Source organism: Nocardioides gansuensis (genome assembly GCF_003076135.1).
GTDB classification, from domain to species: Bacteria; Actinomycetota; Actinomycetes; order Propionibacteriales; family Nocardioidaceae; genus Nocardioides; species Nocardioides gansuensis.
Genome location: NZ_QDGZ01000006.1, coordinates 107,720 through 130,282, shown reverse-complemented (window position 1 = coordinate 130,282; position 22,563 = coordinate 107,720). Strand labels below are relative to the sequence as shown.

Genomic DNA, 22,563 nt, shown 5'->3' with positions numbered 1-22,563 from the left:
GGTGGACGGTCAGGCATCGAAGTCGACGGTGACCTCGGCGCTGACGGGGAAGGTCTGGCAGGTGAGGACGAAGTCGCGCGCGACCTCGTCGGGCTCGAGCGCGTAGTTGCGGACCATGTCCACCTCACCGTCGCAGACCTTGGCCCGGCAGGTGCCGCACACGCCGCCCTTGCAGGCGAAAGGCAGGTCGCTGCGGACCTCCTGGGCGGAGTCGAGGATGGTCCTGTCCCGCGGCATCGGCGTGGTGGTCGTGCGCCCGTCGAGGTGCACGGTGACCTCGCTGGTGACGCCCTCGATGACCCGGTCGGCGTGACGGAGCTGCGGCGGGGGCTCGTCGACGTAGAAGAGCTCGACGTGGATCCGCGCGGGCTCGACGCCGAGCTCGCCGAGCACCTCGCGGGCGTCCTCGAGCATCCCGAGTGGACCGCACAGCCAGACGTGGTCCATCTCCGCAGCAGGGACCAGCACGGTGAGCAGCCGGCGCAGCCGGTCGGCGTCGAGGCGTCCGGAGAAGAGGTCGACGTCGCGCGGCTCCCGGGAGAGCACGTGCATGAGGTCGAACTGCCCGTGGTGGGCGTCCTTGAGGTCGGCGAGCTCCTCGGCGAACATCACCGACGTCGTGGTGCGGTTGCCGTAGACCAGGGTCACCTGGACGTCGGGGTTGCCGAGGAGGGTCGCCGCGATCGAGAGCATCGGCGTGATGCCCGACCCGGCGGCGATGCACAGGTGGCGCCCGCCCTCGGCGGGGTCGGCGCGGAAGCTGCCCGAGGGCGGCTGCGCCTCGATGCGGTCCCCCGGCCTCACGTCGTGGACCAGCCATCGGGAGAACAGCCCGTCGGGGATCTCGCGCACCCCGATGCGCGGCCGGCTGCCGACGGGCGAGCAGATCGAGTAGGTGCGGCGGTGCTCCACGCCGTCGATCGTCCGGCGCAGGGTGAGCGACTGGCCCGCCGCGAAGTCGAAGACGTCGCGCAGGTCGTCCGGCACGTCGAAGGTGATCGCGGCCGAGTCGTCGGTGAGGCGCTCGACGTCGGCGACGACGAGTGAGTGGAAGGCCGTGCGGCTCGCCGGCTCCCTGGTGAGCGCCTCCGTCACGTCAGATCTCCTTCACGTGGTCGAAGGGCTCGAGGCAGGCCCGGCACTGGTACATCGCCTTGCAGGCCGTGGAGCCGAACTCAGAGGTCAGGTCGACGTCGGCCGAGCCGCACCGCGGGCAGTGCACGGCGCGCGGGATGGGAGCGAGCTGCAGGGCGACCGGGCCCTCTCGGCGAGGCGCCGGCCCGGGTGGCGAGATGCCGGCCTCGGCCAGCGCGGCCTTGCCTGCGGGGGTGATCCAGTCGGTCGTCCAGGCGGGGTGGAGCGCCACCCGGACGCGCACGTGCGCGAAGCCCTCTTCCTGGAGGCGGCGGACGAGGTCGTCGCGCATGGTCGCCATGGCCGGGCACCCGGAGTAGGTCGGGGTGATCGAGACGACCACGCCCCCGTCGTCCGAGACCTCGACGTCGCGCAGCACACCGAGGTCGGCGAGGGTGAGCATCGGCAGCTCGGGGTCGACGACGGTGGCGGCGACCTGCCAGGCCAGCTCGCGGACGCGCTCGCTGGTCCGTTCCACGATGGAGACCATCACCACTGCCCCCTCGGGTGGGCCCGGGCCACGCTCTGCATCTCGGCGAGCATCCCGCCCAGAGCCTCGGTGTGCACCCCGTCGCGACCCTTCCACCCGTGGGCACCGGCGAGCGGACGTGCCTCGGGGCGCTCGACGGCGCTCGCGGCGAGCACCTGCTCGAGGACCACGTCGACCTCGGCGGCGACCGAGGCCGGGTCGACGCCGACGCCGGCCTCCGCGGCGGCGCGTTCGACCCCGTGGGTCTCGAAGAGCTCCGGCCACAGCGGCCACAAGGCGCCCAGGGCGTCGAGCGCACGGCGCCGGGACTCGTCGGTCCCCTGAGCGAGCGTGACGAACCACCGCGCCGCGAAGTCGCGGTGATAGGCCAGCTCCTTGGCCCCCTTGGCCGCGACGGCGGCGACGACGGCGTCCCTGCTGCCGGCCAGCCGCTCGAAGAGCGCCAGCCGCCACGTCGAGAACAGCAGGAGCCGGGTGATGGTCTCGGCGAAGTCGCCGTTCGGCACCTCGGCGAGACGCACGTTGCGGAAGGCGGTGTCGTCGCGGAAGAACGCCAGCCGGTCCTCGTCGGGAACGGGCGAGCCCTCCGGCAGGGCCGGTACGGCGGCGGGGTCGGCCGCCGCGGCGCGCGCGAGCAGCAGCCGGGCCTGCCCGAGGAGGTCGAGGGCGATGTTGGCCAGCGCGATGTCCTCCTCCAGGTCGGGCGCGCGGCTGCACCACTCCGAGATCCGCTGTGACAGGACGAGGGCGTCGTCGCCGAGCATCAGGCAGTAGGCCGCCAGCACCGCCGGGTCGACGCCGTCGGGGACGGTCGTGTCGACGCCCGCCAGCGGGTCCTCGAAGTCGGTGCCGAAGGCCCAGTGGTGGGCGTCGTTGACCAGCAGCCCGGCGTACGCCGAGTCGTGGGGGTCCTCTTCGTGGGTGTGCACGTCAGGCATGTCAGTCCTTCGGGTGATCGAGCTCAGTCGAGATCACATGTGGGGGACGTGGTCGGGGATCTCGTAGAACGTCGGGTGCCGGTAGACCTTGTCGCCGCTGGGGGCGAAGAGCGGGTCCTTCTCGTCCGGGCTCGACGCGGTGATCGCGTCCGAGCGCACGACCCAGATGCTCACGCCCTCGTTGCGGCGCGTGTAGACGTCGCGCGCGTGCCGGAGCGCCATCTCGTCATCGGGGGCGTGGAGGGAGCCCACGTGGACGTGGTTGAGGCCGCGCTTGCCGCGGACGAACACCTCGTAGAGCGGCCACTCGGCCCTGGGCGTGGTCATGCCGTCGCCTCCTCGGACTGGCTGGACTGCTTGTCAGCGAACGCCATGGCGGCCTCACGGACCCACGCGCCGTCGTCCCAGGCCTTCTTCCGGTGGGCGATCCGCTGTGCGTTGCACGGACCGTCGCCCTTGACCACGGACCAGAACTCGTCCCAGTCGGGCTGGCCGAAGTCGTGCGCCCCGCGCTCCTCGTTCCAGCGCAGCTCGGGGTCGGGCAGCGTCACCCAGAGCGCCACGGCCTGCGGGACGGTCATGTCGACGAAGCGCTGCCGCAGCTCGTCGTTGGTGTGGGTCTTGATGCCCCACGCCATCGACTGCGCGGTGTTGGGCGAGGCGTCGTCGGGCGGACCGAACATCATCAGCGACGGCCACCAGAACCGGTCGACCGACTCCTGCACCATCGCCCGCTGCTCGTCGGTGCCCCGCATCATCGTCATGAGCAGCTCATAGCCCTGGCGCTGGTGGAACGACTCCTCCTTGCAGATCCGGATCATCGCCCGGCCGTACGGGCCGTACGACGTGCGGCAGAGCGGGACCTGGTTGCAGATCGCGGCACCGTCGACCAGCCAGCCGATGGTGCCGACGTCGGCGTAGGACAGCGTCGGGTAGTTGAAGATCGAGGAGTACTTCTGCGCGCCCGTGATGAGCCTCTCGGTCAGCTCGTCGCGGGAGACGCCCAGCGTCTCCGTCGCCGAGTAGAGGTAGAGGCCGTGACCCGCCTCGTCCTGCACCTTGGCCAGCAGGATCGCCTTGCGGCGCAGCGACGGGGCGCGCCCGATCCAGTCCCCCTCGGGCTGCATGCCGATGATCTCGGAGTGCGCGTGCTGGGCGACCTGGCGCACCACGGTCTTGCGGTAGGCCTCGGGCATCCAGTCCCTCGGCTCGATGCGGTCCTTGTGCGCGACGGTGGCCTCGAACTGGGCCTGCAGCCGTGCCTCGTCGACAGCCGACGTCATGGGTCCTCCTGGGCGAATGAGGATATTTACTGACCGAACGTTCTGTACTACTGTGGCACAGGCACTGCGGGTCGCGCAACGCACCCGTGCACCCCGATCCGGAAGGAAACGCACCGTGAGCGCACTGGTGGAGAGCTATGTGGCGGGCGGCTGGTTCCGCGCCGTGGACGAGGGCGAGGCGGTCCTCGACGCCGCGACCGGGGAGGTCGTGGCCTGGGTGTCGAGCCGGGGCCTGGACTACGGCGCCATGGTCACCCACGCCCACGAGGTCGGCGGCCCCGCGATCCGCTCCCTCACGTTCCACGAGCGGGCCGGCCTGCTCAAGGCGCTGGCCAAGCACCTCGGCGGCGCCAAGGACGAGCTCTACGCCCTCTCCCTGCGCACCGGTGCGACCCAGCGCGACTCGATGGTCGACATCGACGGTGGGATCGGCACGCTGTTCTCCTACGCCAGCAAGGGCACCCGCGAGCTCCCCAACGACACGGTCTTCCTGGACGGTGCCACCGAGCGGCTCGGCCGCGAGGGCAGGTTCCTCGGCCAGCACGTCTACACCTCGCGGCCCGGCGTCGCCGTGCAGATCAACGCCTTCAACTTCCCCGTCTGGGGCATGCTGGAGAAGCTCGCGCCGGCGTTCCTCGCCGGCCTGCCCAGCATCGTGAAGCCGGCCAGCCAGACCGGCTACCTCACCGAGGCCGTCGTGCGCCTCGTCGTGGACTCGGGCATCCTCCCCGAGGGCAGCCTGCAGCTCGTGAGCGGCAGCGCCGGGACCCTGCTGGACGAGCTCGGTGAGCAGGACTCCGTGGCCTTCACCGGCTCGGCGCACACCGCCGGGATCCTGCGCAGCCACCCCTCGGTGCTGCACCGCGGCGTACGCCTCGGCGTCGAGGCCGACTCCCTCAACTGCTCGATCCTCGGCCCCGACGTGACCACCGACGACCCGGAGTTCGAGCTGTTCGTCAAGGGCGTCGTCACCGAGATGACCGTCAAGGCCGGCCAGAAGTGCACCGCGATCCGCAGGACCCTGGTGCCCGAGGCGATGGCCGACGCCGTCGTCGAGGCGATCACCGGGCGGCTCGCCAAGGTCACGGTCGGCAACCCGGCCGCCGAGGGCGTCCGGATGGGCCCGCTGGCGAGCCTGGCCCAGCGCCAGGAGGTGCGCAAGGCGATCGAGGCGCTGCGCAACAGCGCCGACGTGGTCTTCGGAGACCCCGACAGCGTCGAGGTCGTCGACGCCGACCCCGAGCGCGGCGCCTTCATCTCCCCCGTGCTGCTGCGCGCCCGCCCGGGCGCCGTCGAGCCGCACGACGTGGAGGCCTTCGGCCCGGTCAGCACGGTCCTCACCTACGGCTCCGTCGACGAGGCCATCGCCCTCGCCGCCCGCGGCCGGGGCAGCCTGGTCGGCTCGCTCGTCACCCACGACCCCGACGTCGCGCGGCAGGTCACCCTGGGCCTGGCGCCCTGGCACGGCCGGATCCTGGTGCTCGACCGCGACGACGCCCCGGAGTCCACCGGACATGGCAGCCCGCTGCCGATGCTCGTGCATGGCGGTCCGGGCCGCGCCGGCGGCGGCGAGGAGCTCGGCGGCGTCCGCGGCGTGCTGCACCACATGCAGCGCACGGCGATCCAGGCCTCCCCCGACATGCTCACCGCGATCACCGGCCGCTGGACCACCGGCTCGCAGCGCACCGTCGAGGACGTCCACCCCTTCCGCAAGAGCCTCGCCGAGCTGCGCATCGGCGACAGCATCGAGTCGGCTCCGCGTCAGGTGACGCTGGCCGACATCGACCACTTCGCCGAGTTCACCGGCGACACCTTCTACGCCCACACCGACCCCGAGGCTGCCGCCGCCAACCCGCTCTTCGGCGGGATCGTCGCGCACGGCTACCTCGTGGTCTCCCTGGCGGCGGGCCTCTTCGTGCAGCCGGACCCGGGCCCGGTGCTGGCGAACTTCGGCGTCGACAACCTGCGCTTCCTCACCCCGGTGAAGGCCGACGACACCATCCGGGTGACGCTGACCGTCAAGCAGATCACCCCGCGGTCCAGCGCCGACTACGGCGAGGTCCGGTGGGACGCCGTGGTCACCAACCAGGACGACCAGCCCGTCGCGACCTACGACGTACTCACCCTCGTCGCCAAGACCTGGCCCCAGGAAGCCTGAGCCCAGAAGGAGGGTCTGGTGCACCAGGGAAGCGGAGGCAACCGCGGATTGACCAGGCCCGGGGCTGCGTGCGTGCGACCATGAGGGCCATGAGCGAGCGCGTTCCCGCCGAGAGACGGCGGCTGCCGTCGGGCGAGCCGCGCCCGACGTACACCCTGGACAGCCTCCTCGACGTGGCGGCGCGGGTCTTCACCGAGCGCGGCTACGACGGCACCAGCTTCCAGCACCTCTCGCACGCGTCTGGCCTGTCCAAGTCCTCGATCTACCACCACATCGAGGGCAAGGAGCAGCTGCTCCGGCTCGGCCTGGAGAAGGCGCTCGAGCCGCTGATGGCGAGCACGGTCGAGGAGGGCGCGACCACCGGCCGGGCGGTCGACCGGCTCACCTACCTGATCCGGCGCAACATCGAGATCATGGCCGAGCGCCTCCCCTACGTGACCCTGCTGCTCAACGTGCACGGCAACACCGAGACCGAGCGCTGGGCCCTCGAACAGCGCCGCGCCTACGACAAGATCGTCGCCGGCGTCGTGCAGGAGGCGATCGACGAGGGCGACGTGCGCGCCGACATCGACGCCCGCACGACGGCCCGGCTCATCTTCGGCATGACCAACTCGGTCCGCGAGTGGTATCGCCCGCAGCACAACCTCACGCCGGCGGAGCTCGCCGAGCTGGTGTGCTCGATGCTCCTGGACGGCATCCGGATCCGCTGACCTCAGCGCGCGGGCCGGTTGTCGACGAGACGTCAGTGCCCGCAGCTCCCGTCATCCGTCGGGGGCTGCGCGGCGGTCGTGAGAGTCAGGCGACTGCTGCTGCAGGAGCCAGGCGGCGATCTGCGTGCGGGACCGGAAGCCCAGTTTCGTGAGGATGTGCTCGACGTGGGCTTCGGCTGTGCGATCAGAGATGACCAGCTGGCTGGCGATCTCTCGGTTCGTGAGTCCCCTGGCCACGAGCTGGGCGATCTCCTGCTCGCGGCGGGTCAACGGCGACGGGCTCTCGACGGGACGCGGCCGACGCCGCGACGTTGCATCGCGGGATTCCGGGTCGACGGCGTACTCGGCCGCCTGCTGAGGGGTGAGCTGGGCTCCCGACTGGAAGGCGGCCTCGTAGGCCTGCTCCCCCAAGGCACGCCGGACGGCTTCCTCACACTGGTCGTGGTCGTCGGCCAACTGGACGAACCCGGCCAACGGCGCTTCGAAGATCCGCCAGATCGCGTCGGCGGCGCCGAGCAGAACCGCTGCCTGCTCTTCCTGTTTCGTGTCGGCAGCGACCCAGGCCAACCCTTCGATGCCCAGGGCTACAGCGCGGCGATCATCGAAGGACGAGTTGATCCTGATGCTCTGCCGCAGCAGCTCGGTAGCCCGCGTGTGGTCGGCCTGCCGCCACGCTACGAGGCCCAGGCCCCACAGCGCGTATGCCTTCTCCCAGTCCTCCCCGTGCTCCTCGCACAGGCGCAGGCACTCTGCGTAGTGAGCAGCCGCGCGCTCGTGCTCACCCGCGGCCGACTCAGTCATGGCCAGCCGGCGCGCGCTGAAGGCAATCCCGGGCACGTCCGTCGTCAGCCGGAGATCATCGAGCGCCTTCTGGAACAAGGCCATGGCATCCGCGTTCCGGCCCTCCGCCGTGGCGACGCTGCCGGAGAACATCGCGACGTAGCCGAGCAGAGTGCGGTCGTGCAGCTGGGTCGCCTCGGCCCGACTCCTCTCCAGCAGCGCTGCTGCTGCCGCGAGGTCGTTTTGAAGGCTGGCGAACCAGCCGGCCATGCAGAGCGCCCACGCGTGGTTCTCGGTGACCTCCTGAGGGGCGACCTCGAGCAGGCGCGCGAGCCAGGTGCGGGCCTCGGCAAACGTTCCATTCGCAGTCCAGAAGTGCCACAGCGCACTGGCGAGAGCCAGCCCATGGACCGCCTGCCCCGGCTCGGAGGCGCAGAACTCGAGCGCCGCGCGCAGGTTTCCATGCTCCGCTCTCAGGCGGTCGAGAACCTCGCGGGCATGTCGCCCGAACACTCGCTCACGAGCCACGCTCTCGAAGTACTGACGATGTCGGCGATGCATTGATCGCCCTTCGCCCGAGGCGACCAGTCGTGTGTGGCCGTACTCCCGCAACGTGTCCAGCATCACGTACCGAGCTGATGCCCCGCGGTCCTCCCGGCTGAGGATCGACTTGTCCACCAGACTGGCGACGAGGTCGAGGACCGCGCCGTGCGGGAGCTCGTCGTCCGTGCAGATCGCCTCGGCGGCCGGCAGGTCGAAACCACCGGCGAAGACCGAAGCCCGAAGCCACAGACGTTGTTCCTCCGCGGAACAGAGATGGAAGCTCCAGTCGACCACGGACTGGAGTGTCTGCTGGCGGGGCTCGGCCCTCCGGGCACCGGCGCTCAGCAGCCGAAAACGGTCATCAAGCCGTTCCAGGATCTCCGCGAGAGAAAGTGCCCGCAGTCGCGCCGAGGCGAGCTCGATGGCGAGGGGAATGCCCTCGAGGCGCGCACAAAGGGTCGCGACTGCCTGGCGGTTGTCCGCAGTGATCTCGAACCCGGGAACCACGGCTCGGGCGCGCTCCGTGAAGAGTCCGACCGCGTCGTACCCGGGAACCTCCAGATCCGGCAGCGCGAGGTCCTCGGCCCTGGGGACCGAGAACGGCGCGAGGTTGAAGATGAACTCGCCTGCCACGCCCAGAGCCTGTCGGCTCGTCGCCAGCACTCGCACCTCGGGGCACATCTGCAGCACGGCGCTTGCCAGGGCCGATGCCTCGTCCAGGACGTGCTCGCAGTTGTCCAGGAGCAGCAACAGCCGGCGATCCTCGAGCTGCGCCGCGAGGGAAGCGACCGGATCGCCCGACGGCTGCTCCTGAACACCCAGGCTGTCCGCCACCGCGTGGGCGACCATCCCGGAGGCGTTCAGCGCATCCAGCTCCACCATCCACACGCCGTCCGGGAACAGCCGGCGAAGATCTCTGGCAAGACGAAGCACCAGCCGGGTCTTCCCCACGCCGCCCGGGCCGGTCACCGTCACCAGCCTGGCCGTGGTGAGCAGCCGCCGCAGATCGGCCAACTCCCGGCGACGGCCCACGAAGCTCGTCACCTCGAACGGCAGGTTGTCCCTCCGCCGGGTCAGTGTCGCCGAAGCCATGGCGCCCATCGAGAAGCCGTCACATCCGAGCGGGCCGCGAAGACCGCAGCTTCACCGAGGTGTCCTCTGGATCGGCAGGACCGGAAGGCTGGAGAACGGACGGGCTCACGCACTCATCGTTGCACCGGACAGGCGGATACCACCATGCGCAAGACTACGGGAGATGATCCGGCGATCCTCGGTGCCGAGGATCTGGCCGGCTGGGCAGGCTGACGCTCCCTTCCAGGGCCTGTTACACGCACGTCGGCTCGCCGCGGTCTGGGACGATGAGCCCATGTCCGACGCCACCACCGCACCAGCCCGCCGTCCGCGCGGCCGGCCCGGTCACGACCGGGACTCGGTGCTGCGTGTCGCCATCGACCTCTTCAACCGCCGCGGCTACGACGCGACCTCGATCGGCGACCTCGCGAAGGAGCTCGGCGTCACGAAGTCCGCGATCTACCACCACTTCGACAGCAAGGAATCGATCCTCGAGGCCGCCCTCGACGAGGCCCTCGAGGAGATCAGCCGCGTGGTCGAGACCGCGAGCGCCGGCGACGGAGACGCATACGCCCGCCTGCGGGCGACCGTCGAGGCGTCGGTGGGCATCCTGGCCGCACACCTCCCGGCGGTGACGCTGCTGCTGCGGGTCCGGGGCAACAGCGAGCTGGAGCAGCGCGCCCTGGCCCAGCGGCGCCACATCGACGCCCAGCTCGCGACCCTGGTGCGTGACGCCGCAGCCGAGGGCAGCCTGCGGGACGACGTCGACCCCGACATGATCAGCCGCCTCGTCTTCGGCATGGTCAACTCGCTCGTCGAGTGGTTCCGCCCGGAAGGGCCGATCGATGCCTCGTCGCTCGCCCGCACGGTCGCGGACGTGGTCTTCGACGGCCTGCGCTCCTGAGCACGCATCACCCGTCAGGGAGGCGGCATCGACCCCACGACGGCGCGTGACTGCAGCGCCACCCACGCGTCGACCCGCACCTGCGGGTCGGCGAGCGAGCGGCCGAGCAGCTGCTCGATGCGGGACACCCGGTGGCGGACGGTGTTGCGGTGCACCTGGAGGTCGTCGGCGACCCTGAGCAGCGAGCCGTGGTGGCGCAGGAAAGCCTGCAGCGTGTCGAGCAGGGCGGGGTCGTCGGCCAGGGGCGCGAGGTAGGCCGCCCCGAAGGCCGCGGCGCGGCGGTCGTCGAGCAGCGACAGCACGCCGCGTCGTACGCCGTCCTCCCAGGCCACGATGCGCGCGTCGGGGGTCGTGAGCGCGAGGGCGTCGCCGGCGGTCCGGTGGCTCTCCGCCAGCCCCGCCGCGGCGCTCGCCTCGCCGATGCCGACGCGCAGGCTCTCGCCTGCGAAGGAGGATGCGAGCTCGACAGCCTCGGCGGCCCGGACCACCACGACCAGCTCGGGAGCCGCACCCTCTGACACGGCGGCGAGGGCTCCGGCGGCCTCCAGCCGCTCCAGGGCGTCATCGAGCTGCGCGGCCGCACCAGCGACGCGTACGACGGTCGCTCGCCGCGGCAGCCGGCCTTGCCGCCCACTCGCCGAGCCCAGCAGCAGCGTCGCGGTGCGCAGGTCGCCGGCCACGAGCAGCTCGACCGCCCGGCTGCGCAGCCGGCGGTCCGACTCGCGCCCCGCCCTGCGGCGCTCCTCGGCGAGGCTGAGCAGGATGACCGCCGTCGCGACCGACGCGCGCTGCTGCTCCGTCACCCGCCCGGCGAACCCCACCGCGAGGTAGCGACCAGGCCGACCCCGGACTCCCAGGGGGTGCACCGCGACGCTGCCGGCGGGCGTGGTCAGCCCCTGCGCCGCGCGCAGGCCCTGGGGCCGCATCCGCACGACCGCCGCGGCCAGTGCCTCCTGGTCGAGCAGGTCGGCCCGCTCCCCCACAGGTCCCAGCACCGGCCTGCCCTCGGCGTCGACCACGACGGCCACCTGGCCGATCCGCGCCACCTCGGCCAGCAGCGCTCCGGGCTCGTCCTCGCGCAGCGCGGCCTGGGTCAACGCCCGCTGGGCCGCGAGCGCGGCGCGGGTGGCGGCGTCCTCCTGGCGCTGCAGGAGCGCCGCGGCGGCCCGGCTGATCCGCACGAACGCCGTCTCCCGCGGCACCTCGAAGAGGTCGACCCCGTGCCGCCGGCAGGCCCGGACCAGCTCCGCCGGGCTGTGCGCGTGCGTCAGCCCGACGCCCAGGCCGATCGCGACGACGCCGGCCGCCGCCAGCCGGCGTACGTAGCCGTCCCACTCGCGCCGCCACCCGGCCGTCTCCAGACCGGTGGACAGCAGCACCTCGCCACCCTCGAGGAAGGGCGCGGGGTCGGGCAGCTCGCTGGTCGCGACCCAGCGGAGCGGGTCGTCGCGACGCTCGTCGATGACCGGGACGAGACCCAGGCCACGAACGGCGAGCAGGTCGCCGAGCGCCACGGGACCGCCGGATCCGGAAGGCTCCATGGTGTCATCTTCGCACAACAGTGGGCCGCGGATTGTGCATGACGGGCAGGGCCCTGAGCCGGGCGGGTGCCTACCGTGAGGACCTCCCACCCCGTCGAGAGGACGCCCCCATGACCACCACCCCGGCCAGCACGACCGGCGGTCCCGCGCTCCCCCAGGAGCGCCGCCTCGTCACCGAGATCCCCGGCCCGCGCTCCCGCGAGCTGCAGGCCCGGAAGCAGGCCGCCGTGGCGAGCGGCGTCGGCACCACCCTCCCGGTCTACGTGGTGGCGGCCGGCGGCGGCGTGCTCGTCGACGTCGACGGCAACAGCCTGATCGACCTCGGCTCCGGCATCGCCGTGACCACCGTCGGCAACAGCGCCCCTCGCGTCGTCGAGGCGGTCGCCGGCCAGGCCGCCGCCTTCACGCACACCTGCTTCATGGTCACGCCGTACGCCGGCTACGTCGAGGTCGCCGAGGCGCTGAACCGCCTCACCCCCGGTGACCACGAGAAGCGCACCGCGCTGTTCAACTCCGGCGCCGAGGCCGTCGAGAACGCCGTCAAGGTCGCCCGCGCGCACACCCGGAAGACCGGCGTCGTCGTCTTCGACCACGCCTACCACGGGCGCACCAACCTCACGATGGCGATGACCGCCAAGAGCATGCCCTACAAGAGCGGCTTCGGCCCGTTCGCCTCCGACGTCTACCGCGCCCCGCTGTCCTACCCCTACCGCGACGCCGGCGTGACCGGCGCCGAGGCGGCCGCGCGGGCGATCGACGTGGTCGAGAAGCAGGTCGGCGCCGACAACCTGGCTGCGCTGGTCATCGAGCCCATCCAGGGCGAGGGCGGATTCCTCGTGCCGGCCGAGGGCTTCCTGCCCGCGCTGGTCGACTGGTGCCGGGCCAACGACGTGGTCTTCGTCGCCGACGAGGTGCAGACCGGCTTCGCCCGCACCGGGGCGCTCTTCGCCTGCGAGCACGACTCCGTCGTGCCCGACCTCATCGTCACCGCCAAGGGCATCGCCGGAGGCATGCCGCTGTCGGCGGTCACTGGCCGCGCCGAGATCATGGACGCTGCGCACGTCGGCGGCCTGGGCGGCACCTACGGCGGCAACCCGCTCGCCTGTGCCGCCGCGCTCGCGGTCATCGAGACCATCGAGAGCGACGGCCTGGTCGAGCGGGCCGCCAAGATCGGCGCCCAGATGACCGGGCGGCTGCGCGCGCTCCAGGAGCGCGACCCCCGCCTGGGCGACGTCCGCGGCCGAGGCGCGATGCTCGCCGTCGAGCTGGTCAGGGCCGGCACCAGCGAGCCGGACGCCGACCTGGCCAAGCGGGTCGCGGCGGCGGCCCACCAGCGCGGCGTCGTCGTGCTCACCTGCGGCACCTATGGCAACGTGCTGCGCTTCCTGCCTCCGCTGGCCATCACCGACGCCCTGCTCGACGAGGCCTGCGACGTCCTCGACGAGGCCTTCGAGGTGACGGCGTGACCGCCGTCCTCGAGCCGGGCACCGTCGCCGACGCCCCGGCCAGCAACCCGCTCGACGACGCGCGCGCCCAGCTCGCCGCGGCGATCGACGTGCTCGGCTACGACCAGTCCATGCACCAGCTGCTCGGCACCCCGCGCCGCGAGGTGACCGTGTCGATCCCGCTGCGGCGCGACAACGGCGACATCGAGGTGTTCACCGGCCACCGCGTGCAGCACAACTTCTCCCGCGGCCCCGCCAAGGGCGGCCTGCGCTACAGCCCCGACGTCACCCTCGACGAGGTGCGCGCGCTGGCGATGTGGATGACCTGGAAGTGCGCGCTGCTCGACGTGCCGTACGGCGGCGCGAAGGGGGGCGTCCGGATCGACCCGCGCCACTACAGCCCGGCCGAGCTGGAGCGGGTCACCCGCCGCTACACCTCCGAGATCAGCCCCCTGATCGGCCCCGAGCGGGACATCCCCGCCCCCGACATCGGCACGGACGAGCGCACCATGGCGTGGCTGATGGACACCTACTCCGTCCAGCAGGGCCACACCGTGCTCGGCGTGACCACCGGCAAGCCGCTCTCCCTGGGCGGCTCCCTGGGCCGCGCCACGGCCACCTCGCGCGGCGTCGCCCACGTCGCGTTCGCGGCACTGGGCGACCGGGGCATCGCGCTCCACGGCGCGACTGCCGCGGTGCAGGGCTTCGGCAAGGTGGGCCGCTATGCCGCCCGCTTCCTCGCCGAGGCCGGGCTCGAGGTCGTCGCGGTGAGCGACCAGTACGGCGCCGTCGCCGCCGAGGCCGGCCTCGACATCCCGGCCCTCGAGCAGCATGTGGACGCCACGGGCTCGGTCCTCGACTTCGCCGGCGGCGACGTGCTCGACGGCGCCGCGCTCCTCGAGCTCGAGGTCGACCTGCTCGTCCCAGCGGCGGTCGAGGGCGTCCTGCACGGCGGCAACACCGGCCGGGTCCGGGCCAAGGTCATCGTGGAGGGCGCCAACGGCCCGACCACCCCGGAGGCAGACGAGGTGCTCCGGCAGGCCGACGTGCTCGTCGCCCCCGACATCCTCGCCAACGCCGGCGGTGTCGTCGTGTCCTACTTCGAGTGGGTGCAGGCCAACCAGGCGTTCTGGTGGAGCTCCGACGAGGTCGAGGCCCGCCTCGCCACCCGGATGGACCTGGCGTGGCAGTCGGTGACCGCACACGCCCGGCGCCTCGGCGTACCCCTGCGGGCGGCGGCCACGGCGCTCGCCGTGGAGCGCGTCGCCCAGGCGCACCAGCAGCGCGGTCTCTACCCGTAGCCCCGGTCTCGACTCCGCCCGACCAACCGGGCCGGGCTCGACTCCACTCCACCGATCGACACGAATCAGCGAGGAACCATGACCATCACGACCGACCCGACGACCGTGCCCGCCGAGGTGGTCGAGACCATCGCCGCCCTCGACCCCGAGCGCGGGCTCCACATCGGCGGCCGCGGCGTCGCCGCCGCCTCGGGCCGCACCTTCGAGGTGCACGACCCGGCCTCCGGATCGGTGCTCGCGACGGTGGCCGACGGTGCCGCCGCGGACGCCACGGCGGCCGTGGACGCGGCCGACGCGACGTTCGCGGCCTGGGCGGCGACCCCGCCGCGCCAGCGCGGCGAGGCGCTCCGCCGCGCCTTCGAGCTGATGGTCGCGCGCGCCGAGCCGCTCGCCGCGCTGATCTCCGCCGAGAACGGCAAGTCCCTCGCGGACGCCCGCGCCGAGGTGGCCTACGCGGCCGAGTTCTTCCGCTGGTTCAGCGAGGAGGCGGTGCGGCCCGACGGCGGATACGCCGAGTCGCCGGCCGGCGGCACCCGCACCATCGTCACCGCCCGACCAGTCGGCGTCGCCGCCCTGGTCACGCCGTGGAACTTCCCGGCCGCGATGGCCACCCGCAAGATCGCGCCGGCCCTGGCCGCCGGCTGCACCGTCGTCCTCAAGCCGGCCGCCGAGACGCCGCTGACCGCCAACGCGGTGGTGCGGATCCTCGAGGAGGCCGGTGTGCCGGCCGGCGTCGTCAACGTCGTGCACAGCACCGACCCCGGTGACGTCGTCGGCACCTGGCTCGCCGACCCGCGGGTCCGCAAGCTCTCCTTCACCGGCTCGACCGGCGTGGGTCGGCACCTGCTCGGCCAGGCGGCGGACCGGGTCGTCAGTTCCTCGATGGAGCTCGGCGGCAATGCGCCGTTCGTCGTCGCAGCGGACGCCGACGTCGACGCCGCAGTCACGGGCGCGATGATCGCGAAGTTCCGCAACGGCGGCCAGGCCTGCACCGCGGCCAACCGCTTCTACGTGCACGCCGACGTGGCCGCGGAGTTCGTCGACCGCTTCGGCGCCGCCATCGAGGCGCTCGTCGTGGGCAGCGCGTTCGAGCCCGGCACCGCGATCGGCCCACTGATCAGCGCCAAGGCCCTCGACGGCCTCCGCGCGAAGGTCGAGGACGCGCTCAGCCGCGGCGCCCGGGTCAGCCACCAGGCGTCGTACGACGGCACGGTCGGCCACTTCTTCCCGCCCACCCTGCTGGTGGACGTGCCGGCCGACGCCGAGCTCGTGTGCACTGAGGCCTTCGGCCCGGTCGCCCCGGTGGTCACCTGGACCGACGAGGCCGACCTGCTCCGCCAGGTCAACGGCTCGGAGCTCGGCCTCGCCGCCTACGTCTACTCCGGCGACCTGCGCTGGGCGCTCCGGCTCGCCGAGCGGATGGACGCCGGGATGGTCGGCGTCAACCGTGGCGTGGTGTCCGACCCGGCCGCGCCCTTCGGCGGCGTGAAGCAGAGCGGCGTGGGCCGCGAGGGCGCCCGCGAGGGCGTGCGGGCCTTCACCGAGACGCAGTACTTCTCCGTCGACTGGAGCTAGGACCTGCTGCTCACGATCCCAGCGCCCGCGCGCCCGCGCGCTGGGTCAGTGAGCACCCTGCAGGTTCAGCACGACGACACCCACGATGATCATGCCCAGCGCGGCGATCTTCAACGGGTCGAGCGACTCCCCGAGCCACACCGCACCGATCACGGCGACGGCGGCCGTGCCCAGCCCGGCCCAGATCGCATACGCCGTGGAGACAGGCATGTGCCGGACGACCAGGGCGAGCAGCCAGATCGAGACGGCGTAGCCACCCACGACGAAGACCGTCCAGAACGGGTCCCTGAAGCCGTGGGTGCGCGGAAGGGCAGCGCTGGCTGCGACCTCGGCGGCGATGGCGGCCAGCAGCAGGCCGAAGGCGGCGAACATGGGACCCTCCCGGTCTTTGTAGCAGGTGCTACACACGACTGTAGCACTTGCTACACTGCCGAACCACCCGACCGAGGAGCAGCCATGGCCAAGGATCCGCAGCGCCGCACCGAGTGGACCGAGGCCGCCACCGACTACGTGCTCGACCACGGCCTGATCGGGCTGAGCCTGCGGCCGCTCGCCGCCGAGCTCGGCACCAGCGACCGCATGCTGCTCTACCACTTCGGCTCCAAGGACGAGCTGGTCGCCGCCGTGCTGCGCGCCTCCAACGACCGTGCGGTCGCCCAGCTGGCGGCGCTGCCGCCCTCCCCCGACCTGCGCAGCGCGGTCGGCGACCTCTGGGCCGCCGTCCAGGCCGAGCCGGGCGATCGCTGCACGCGGATCTACGTCGAGGCGGCCGCCCTGGGCCTCTTCGGCCGCGAGCCCTACGCCTCCGTCGTACGCGAGGCCAACGCGGTCTGGACGACGGCCCTGGTGACCCACCTGGTCCGCTCCGGCGTCGACCGGGCCCTCGCCGCGCGCGCCGCCGACGTCGTCGACGCGGCGTTCATGGGCTTCCAGCTCGACCTGCCCCTGGACGTCGACCCGGCCGCCCGGGCGCGCGCGGTCGCCGACCTGGCCGACGCCGTGGCGGCGCTGGCCTGAGCGGCCAGGGCTTGTGGGGGCTGTCCTCAGCCGTGCGCGTGCATCACGTGCTTGATCCGGGTGTAGTCCTCCAGGCCGTAGTGGGAGAGGTCCTTGCCGTAGCCACTCTGCTTGAAGCCACCGTGCGGCATCTCGGCGACGAGCGGGATGTGGGTGTTGACCCACACACAGCCGAAGTCCAGCTCCATCGAGCAGCGGTGCGCGGTGCCGTGGTCCCGGGTCCAGACGCTCGCCGCGAGGCCGAAGTCGACGCCGTTGGCCAGCTCGAGGGCCTCGGATTCGGAGCCGAAGGTCTGCACGGTGACGACGGGGCCGAAGGTCTCCTGCTGCACGACCGCGTCGTCCTGCCGTACGCCGGTCACGACGGTGGGCGCGTAGAAGAACCCGTCCTCGCCGACCCGGTGGCCGCCGACGAGCACCTGGGCATGCTCGGGAAGCGCCTCGACGATGCCACTGACGCGCGCGAGCTGGTCGGCGTTGTTGAGCGGGCCGTAGAACGCGGACTCGTCCGCCGGCGGGCCGGTGCGCACCTCGCGAACGGCGGCGACGAGCCGCTCGGTCAGCTCGGCGGCGATCGGCTCGGCGACGAGCACCCGGGTGACCGCGGTGCAGTCCTGGCCGGCGTTGAAGAACGCGCCGGTGACGATGCCCTCGACGACTGAGTCGAGGTCGGCATCGGCGAACACCACGGCCGGCGCCTTGCCGCCGAGCTCGAGGTGGACGCGCTTGACGTCCTTCGCGGCCGCGGCGGCGACCTGCTTGCCCGCGCCGGTGGAGCCGGTGATGGAGACCATGGCGACGCCCGGGTGGCCGACCACGAGGCGACCGGTGTCGCGGTCGCCGCAGACGACGTTGAGCACGCCGGCCGGCAGGACCGACGCGGCGATCTCGCCCACGAGCGACGCCGAGGCCGGGGTGGTGTCCGACGGCTTGAGCACCACGGTGTTGCCGGCCGCGAGGGCGGGGGCGATCTTCCAGATCGCCATCATGAACGGGTAGTTCCACGGCGCGACCTGGCCGACGACGCCGACCGGCTCGCGGCGCACGTAGGACGTGTGGCCGGCGAGGTACTCCCCCGCCGCCGCGCCCTCGAGCGACCGGGCGAGGCCCGCGAAGTAGCGCAGCTGGTCGATGCCGACCCCGATCTCCTCGGTGCGGGTCAGCGCGACCGGCTTGCCGGTGTTGGCGACCTCCGCGTCGACCAGGTCGTCGGTGCGGGCGGCCAGCGCGTCGGCGAGCGCGAGCAGGGCCTGCTGGCGCTCGGCCGGCGTGGTGCGACGCCAGGTGGCGAAGGCGCGGGTGGCGGCGTCGTACGCCGCGTCGACGTCGGCGGCGCCGGACAGCGCGGCCGTGTCGTAGGACTTGCCGGTGGCCGGGTCGACCACGTCGCTGGTGCGGCCGTCCGCCGCCTCGACCGGCTGGCCGTCGATGACGTTCCTGATCATGGGGTTCTCCTGGGGTGGGTGGGGTCAGCGGCCGAGGATGCGGTCGGCCAGGCGCTGGCCGATCCGGACGGCGCCGTCGACGTGCTGGAATCCGTGGCCGGCGATGTCGCTGCTGCCGAACTCGATCGGGCCGACCGGCTCGTGCAGCTTCGCGCCGTAGCGGGTGAGGCTGCCAACGTCGAAGCTGGTGGCGTAGGCGCCGCCGGTGAGCTCCTGGTGCTGCCAGTCGCTCTCGACGTAGGTGACCGGGCTGAGTGCCTGCTCGCCGAAGTAGGAGGCGACCGAGGCGAGGATCCGCGCCCGGCGCTCGTCCTCGTCGAGGCGGCCCATCGCGTCGGCGTTGACGTCGGAGACGAAGCCGACGAGCGTGCCCTTCTCCGCCCGGTGCAGGGTGTTGTCGTAGACCTCGTGGACGAGCTGGTAGGGGCCGAAGCCGGTGCCGGAGAGGCCGAGGTCGCGCCAGAACGGCATCGCATACTCCACCTGCACCTTGATGACCAGCCCGAACGACTGGTGCTCGCGGGCGTGGCGGTGCTCCGCGGGCAGCTCGGGGACGATCCGGATGCGCTGGACGAGGGTCGGGGGCACGGCGAGCACGACCCGCCGGGCGCGCACCTGCTCACCGGCGACGGTGACGGTGGCACCGGCGTCGGGATCGGCGGGGTCCCACTCGATCCGCTGCACGTCGGCGCGCAGGCGGACGCGGTCGCCGAGCCGGCGGGCGAGCTCCTCGGGCACCGAGGCGAGGCCGCCGACGACCCGCTTGTCGAGGATGAAGTCGGCGTCGACCAGGTGGGTGAAGGAGCCGGCGCTCGCCGCCATCAGCACGGCCTGCAGGGCGGAGAACGACCAGACCGGCTTGGTGAGCATCGCCGGCCCGACGTAGAGCGCGATGTTGTCGCGGGCCTCCTCGTCGTCGCACTGCTGCTCCAGCCACTGGCCGAAGGTGACCCGGTCGAGCTCGGCGGCCTGCGGGTGCTCCCACGGCCGGTCGGGGTCCATCTGTGCGGCGAGGTCGTCGAGCAGCCCGACCAGGCGGTCGATCTCCTTGCCGGTCCGCTCGGCCACGGGCAGCTCCTCGCCGACGAACCGGTGGGCGACGCCCTCGCGGTCGACGTACAGCGACTCGCCCTCGCGGTAGCGCGGGTAGGTCTCCAGGCCGAGCTCGTCGAGCAGGCCGATCAGCGCGCTCTGGTCGGGCGAGACCCACTGGCCGCCGATCTCGAAGTCGGAGTCGTGGTGGGTCTCGGTGCGGAGCCGTCCGCCGACGCGGTCGCGCGCCTCCAGGACCAGGACGTCCTGGCCTCCCTCGACGAGGCGGTGGGCCGCGGTCAGGCCGGTCACGCCGGCCCCCACGACGACGGTGTCGAAGCTGGTCATCTGATGTTCTGCCTTCCCGTCGCGCCGTCGATTTGAACGACGCTCAAACTGGTCTCAACCTAGGCGGCCCGGAGCCAAAAGGCAAGACCCTCGGCCGGCCGCCCGGCCCGACGCGTCGACCAGGCCGGTGTAGGTGTCCGGTCGGCGCGTCTCGAGGAACGGGAACAGGGCCAGCCAGTCGGCGCGCTGGTCGAGGTCGAGCTCGGCCACCAGCACGTGGTCGCCCTCGCGGGGGGCCTGGCCGAGCACCCGGCCGTAGGGGTCGGAGACGAACGACGAGCCGTAGAAGCTGATCCGGCCCTCGTCGCCCCAGCGGTTGGGCACGGCCATGAAGAGCCCGTTGGCGATGCCGTTGCCGACGATCACCGACTGCCACAGGGGCTGGGTGTCGAAGTCCGGGTGGTCGGGCTCGGAGCCGATCGCGGTCGGGTAGGCGAGCACCTCGGCGTCGGCCAGCGAGTAGGCCCGCGCGAGCTCGGGGAACCACTGGTCCCAGCAGGTCGGCAGGCCGAGGCGCGGGGACCCGGGCAGGTCGACCTGGTGCACCGGGTAGGGCTCGTCGGCCGGACCGTGCCGGAAGTAGAGGTCCTCGAAGTAGCCCTCGGTCACCGGGATGTGCAGCTTGCGGGTGCGTGCGACGATCCGGCCGGCCGGGTCGACCAGGATGGCCGTGTTGTAGCCGAGGCCGTCCTCACCGGCGGGCCCGGGCGCCTGTTCGTAGAGCGAGGCGTGCACGAGCACCCCGTGCTCGGCCGCGGCCGCAGCGGCGAAGGTGTGGGTCGGCCCACCCTCGAGCGGCTCGGCGAGGTCGGCCGGCCGGCCCTCCGGCCGCGTGTCGGCGGGATAGCGGGACAGCGTGAGCTCGGGCAGGAAGACCACCTGCGCGCCCGCACCGGCGGCGAGCCCGATCCCCTTGGCGAGGGTGGCGGCGTGCCGCGCGGCGTCGGCCTCCCAGTGCATCTGGACGACGCCGACGGTGAGCCGGCGGCCGGGGCCGTCCTCCACACGGGCGGGCGAGGGCTGGGCGGGGGCGGTGACGAGCTTCATCGGGATCCTTCCGGGACGTCTGCGCTGAGGCAGGGCTGCTGCTGGGTGATGCAGTGGATGCCGCCGCCGCGCGCGAAGAGCGGGCGGGCGTCGATCTGGACGACGTGGCGACCGGGGTAGGCGTCGGCCAGCACGTCGCGGGCCTCGGCGTCGTGCGGGTCGGCGAAGGAGCAGGCGATCACCGCGCCGTTGCACACGTAGTGGTTGACGTAGCTGTAGTCGACCCAGCCCTCCTCGTCGCGCAGCACCGCCGGGGCGGGCAGCGCCAGCACGTCGAGCGGCTTGCCGTCGGCGTCGCGCGCCTCGGCCAGGGTGGCCGCGACGTCGCGGGTGATCGCGTGGTCGGGGTGGGCCGGGTCGCGCTGGTCGTGGACCAGCAGGACGCCGCGGTCGGCGAACGTCGCCACGATGTCGACGTGGCCGCGGGTGCCGTAGCGCTCGTGGTCGCGGGTGAGACCGCGCTCGAGCCAGACCAGCTCGCGGGCCCCGACCGTGTGGGCCAGCTCGGCCTGCACCTGCGCCCGGGTCCACCCCGGGTTGCGGCCCGGGTCCAGCTGGACGCTCTCGGTGACCAGGAAGGTGCCGGCCCCGTCGGTGTGGATGCCGCCGCCCTCGTTGACCATCGCGGAGTCGATCCGGACCGCCCCGGACGCCTCGGTGGCGACCAGGCTGGCGACGGCGTCGTGCTCCCAGGTGGCCCAGGACTGCTGGCCCCAGCCGTTGAAGGTCCAGTTGACCGCACCGAGCCGGCGCTCCCCCGCGTCGTCGGTGTCGACCACGAAGGTCGGGCCGATGTCGCGGTACCACGCGTCGTCGAGCGGTACCTCGTGGCAGGTGACCCCGGCGCCCAGCAGGCGGCGGGCCTCGGCGCGCTCCGACGGCGGCACCAGCAGGTGCACCGGCTCCCACTCGGCCACCGCGTTGGCGACGTCGGCCCAGGTACGCCGCGCGGCCTCCGCCTCGGCCGCGGTCTCTCCGAGGGTGTAGGAGCCGGACGGCCACGCCATCCACGTCGCGTCGTGGGGGGTGGTCTCGGCGGGCATCGCCCAGGTGCTGCTCACTGTTCGCCTTCCGGGTCGTGGGGCTCCCGCCACGGCAGCAGCGGGGAGGTGAACTGGCCGACCAGCCGCATGGCGGCGGCATGGTCGAGGGAGCGGTAGCCGACGATCACGCGGATCGTGAGGCCGTCCAGCAGGGCGGAGACGCCCTCGGCGGTCGAGTCGACGTCCATGCTGTCGGGCAGCTCACCGCGCGCCACGGCGTACCGCAGGGTGTCGACGAGCAGCGCCTGCCACTGCTGCTCGAGCTCGGAGATCAGCGCCCGCATGCCGGGGTCGTGGACCGCCTCGGACCAGGCCTCGAGCCACATCAGCAGGCCGCTGTCGTTGAGGCCGGCGGGGGCGCCGGTCTCGATCAGGTGGTCCCAGCGGTCCCGGGCGCTCGGGAGCGCCTCGAAGGCCTCCAGGGCCTGGTCGCGGAGGTCGCGCTCGACCATCCGGAGCGCGGCCATGAACAGGTCGGTCTTGCTCTCGAAGTAGTAGAGCAGGTGGGCGCCCGACATCCCGAGCTCCGCGCCCAGGTCGGTGAGGGTGACGTTGCGCAGGCCGCGCTTGCTCAGCGGCTCGATCGCGGCGCGCGCGATCGCGTCGCGCTTGAGGTGCCTGCGGGTCGTCCTGATGGCCGTCACAGGACCTGCAGCGGGATGGGGTGGTGCCGCCATGACCGCCTCCTCGATGTTTGAACGTCGCTCAAAGTGTCGTTCAAAAGTACTGGCGCAGGCCACCAGGGCGCAAGGGGTCCG

Annotated in this window: 20 protein-coding genes; 7 read left to right on the top strand and 13 right to left on the bottom strand. The window is 72.6% G+C overall.

Annotation, left to right across the window (positions count from 1 at the left end):
* Window positions 1-9: 9 nt before the first annotated feature.
* Genes paaE through paaA form a run of 5 tightly spaced genes read right to left on the bottom strand, consistent with a single transcriptional unit; the run spans window position 10 to window position 3,845 of the window.
* Complete coding sequence (paaE, locus tag DDE18_RS14615; protein ID WP_116573005.1) at window positions 10-1,095, bottom strand: 1,2-phenylacetyl-CoA epoxidase subunit PaaE; 1,086 nt, start codon at window positions 1,093-1,095, stop codon at window positions 10-12.
* A gap of 1 nt (window position 1,096) precedes the next feature.
* Entirely contained in the window at window positions 1,097-1,624 is a 528-nt protein-coding gene (gene paaD, locus DDE18_RS14610) for a 1,2-phenylacetyl-CoA epoxidase subunit PaaD (RefSeq protein WP_116573234.1), read from the bottom strand.
* On the bottom strand, window positions 1,624-2,562 hold the full coding sequence (paaC, locus tag DDE18_RS14605; RefSeq protein ID WP_116573004.1) for a 1,2-phenylacetyl-CoA epoxidase subunit PaaC: 939 nt from the start codon (window positions 2,560-2,562) through the stop codon (window positions 1,624-1,626). Before paaC ends, paaD begins: the two co-directional genes overlap by 1 nt.
* 33 nt (window positions 2,563-2,595) lie before the next feature.
* Window positions 2,596-2,889, bottom strand: coding sequence for a 1,2-phenylacetyl-CoA epoxidase subunit PaaB (gene paaB, locus DDE18_RS14600; protein WP_116573003.1), 294 nt, complete (start codon window positions 2,887-2,889; stop codon window positions 2,596-2,598).
* Window positions 2,886-3,845 carry a 1,2-phenylacetyl-CoA epoxidase subunit PaaA gene (gene paaA, locus DDE18_RS14595; protein WP_116573002.1) on the bottom strand — a complete coding sequence of 320 codons (960 nt, stop codon included), beginning with the start codon at window positions 3,843-3,845 and terminating at the stop codon, window positions 2,886-2,888. Before paaA ends, paaB begins: the two co-directional genes overlap by 4 nt.
* A gap of 115 nt (window positions 3,846-3,960) precedes the next feature.
* Here paaA and paaZ point away from each other — a divergent pair, with 115 nt between their 5' ends.
* Entirely contained in the window at window positions 3,961-6,003 is a 2,043-nt protein-coding gene (gene paaZ, locus DDE18_RS14590) for a phenylacetic acid degradation bifunctional protein PaaZ (protein ID WP_116573001.1), read from the top strand.
* Window positions 6,004-6,092: 89 nt separating this feature from the next.
* Entirely contained in the window at window positions 6,093-6,713 is a 621-nt protein-coding gene (locus DDE18_RS14585) for a TetR/AcrR family transcriptional regulator (RefSeq protein WP_116573000.1), read from the top strand.
* 51 nt (window positions 6,714-6,764) lie between these two features.
* Here the strand turns inward: DDE18_RS14585 and DDE18_RS14580 are convergent, their stop codons facing one another.
* A complete protein-coding gene (locus DDE18_RS14580) occupies window positions 6,765-9,128 on the bottom strand; it encodes an ATP-binding protein (protein WP_165821175.1) in 2,364 nt (787 codons plus the stop codon).
* A gap of 274 nt (window positions 9,129-9,402) precedes the next feature.
* Here DDE18_RS14580 and DDE18_RS14575 point away from each other — a divergent pair, with 274 nt between their 5' ends.
* Window positions 9,403-10,011 carry a TetR/AcrR family transcriptional regulator gene (locus DDE18_RS14575; RefSeq protein ID WP_116572998.1) on the top strand — a complete coding sequence of 203 codons (609 nt, stop codon included), beginning with the start codon at window positions 9,403-9,405 and terminating at the stop codon, window positions 10,009-10,011.
* Between the two features lie 14 nt (window positions 10,012-10,025).
* Here DDE18_RS14575 and DDE18_RS14570 read toward each other — a convergent pair whose 3' ends face one another.
* A complete protein-coding gene (locus DDE18_RS14570; protein ID WP_116572997.1) occupies window positions 10,026-11,552 on the bottom strand; it encodes a PucR family transcriptional regulator in 1,527 nt (508 codons plus the stop codon).
* A 110-nt stretch (window positions 11,553-11,662) separates the two neighbouring features.
* Between DDE18_RS14570 and gabT the strand changes: the two genes are divergently transcribed.
* From gabT to DDE18_RS14555, 3 genes are all read left to right on the top strand, one after another.
* Window positions 11,663-13,018 carry a 4-aminobutyrate--2-oxoglutarate transaminase gene (gabT, locus tag DDE18_RS14565; RefSeq protein WP_116572996.1) on the top strand — a complete coding sequence of 452 codons (1,356 nt, stop codon included), beginning with the start codon at window positions 11,663-11,665 and terminating at the stop codon, window positions 13,016-13,018.
* Window positions 13,015-14,298, top strand: coding sequence for a Glu/Leu/Phe/Val family dehydrogenase (locus DDE18_RS14560; protein ID WP_211754562.1), 1,284 nt, complete (start codon window positions 13,015-13,017; stop codon window positions 14,296-14,298). Before gabT ends, DDE18_RS14560 begins: the two co-directional genes overlap by 4 nt.
* A 78-nt stretch (window positions 14,299-14,376) precedes the next feature.
* Window positions 14,377-15,873, top strand: a complete 1,497-nt coding sequence (locus tag DDE18_RS14555; RefSeq protein WP_116572995.1) for an NAD-dependent succinate-semialdehyde dehydrogenase — start codon at window positions 14,377-14,379, stop codon at window positions 15,871-15,873.
* A 45-nt stretch (window positions 15,874-15,918) separates the two neighbouring features.
* On the opposite strand, the gene DDE18_RS14550 is transcribed toward DDE18_RS14555, so the two are convergent.
* Complete coding sequence (locus tag DDE18_RS14550) at window positions 15,919-16,245, bottom strand: DMT family transporter (protein WP_116572994.1); 327 nt, start codon at window positions 16,243-16,245, stop codon at window positions 15,919-15,921.
* 84 nt (window positions 16,246-16,329) lie between these two features.
* Between DDE18_RS14550 and DDE18_RS14545 the strand changes: the two genes are divergently transcribed.
* Window positions 16,330-16,890 carry a TetR/AcrR family transcriptional regulator gene (locus DDE18_RS14545; protein WP_116572993.1) on the top strand — a complete coding sequence of 187 codons (561 nt, stop codon included), beginning with the start codon at window positions 16,330-16,332 and terminating at the stop codon, window positions 16,888-16,890.
* Between the two features lie 26 nt (window positions 16,891-16,916).
* On the opposite strand, the gene DDE18_RS14540 is transcribed toward DDE18_RS14545, so the two are convergent.
* Genes DDE18_RS14540 through DDE18_RS14520 form a run of 5 tightly spaced genes read right to left on the bottom strand, consistent with a single transcriptional unit; the run spans window position 16,917 to window position 22,482 of the window.
* On the bottom strand, window positions 16,917-18,335 hold the full coding sequence (locus DDE18_RS14540) for an aminobutyraldehyde dehydrogenase (RefSeq protein WP_116572992.1): 1,419 nt from the start codon (window positions 18,333-18,335) through the stop codon (window positions 16,917-16,919).
* A 24-nt stretch (window positions 18,336-18,359) separates the two neighbouring features.
* On the bottom strand, window positions 18,360-19,715 hold the full coding sequence (locus DDE18_RS14535; RefSeq protein WP_116572991.1) for a flavin monoamine oxidase family protein: 1,356 nt from the start codon (window positions 19,713-19,715) through the stop codon (window positions 18,360-18,362).
* Window positions 19,716-19,769: 54 nt separating this feature from the next.
* Window positions 19,770-20,762: a nitrilase-related carbon-nitrogen hydrolase gene (locus DDE18_RS14530; RefSeq protein ID WP_116572990.1), complete on the bottom strand. Its 993-nt coding sequence runs from the start codon at window positions 20,760-20,762 to the stop codon at window positions 19,770-19,772.
* Window positions 20,759-21,823, bottom strand: coding sequence for an agmatine deiminase family protein (locus DDE18_RS14525; RefSeq protein WP_245916719.1), 1,065 nt, complete (start codon window positions 21,821-21,823; stop codon window positions 20,759-20,761). Before DDE18_RS14525 ends, DDE18_RS14530 begins: the two co-directional genes overlap by 4 nt.
* On the bottom strand, window positions 21,820-22,482 hold the full coding sequence (locus tag DDE18_RS14520; protein WP_116572989.1) for a TetR/AcrR family transcriptional regulator: 663 nt from the start codon (window positions 22,480-22,482) through the stop codon (window positions 21,820-21,822). The genes DDE18_RS14525 and DDE18_RS14520 overlap by 4 nt, the downstream gene beginning before the upstream one ends.
* Window positions 22,483-22,563 lie beyond the last annotated feature (81 nt).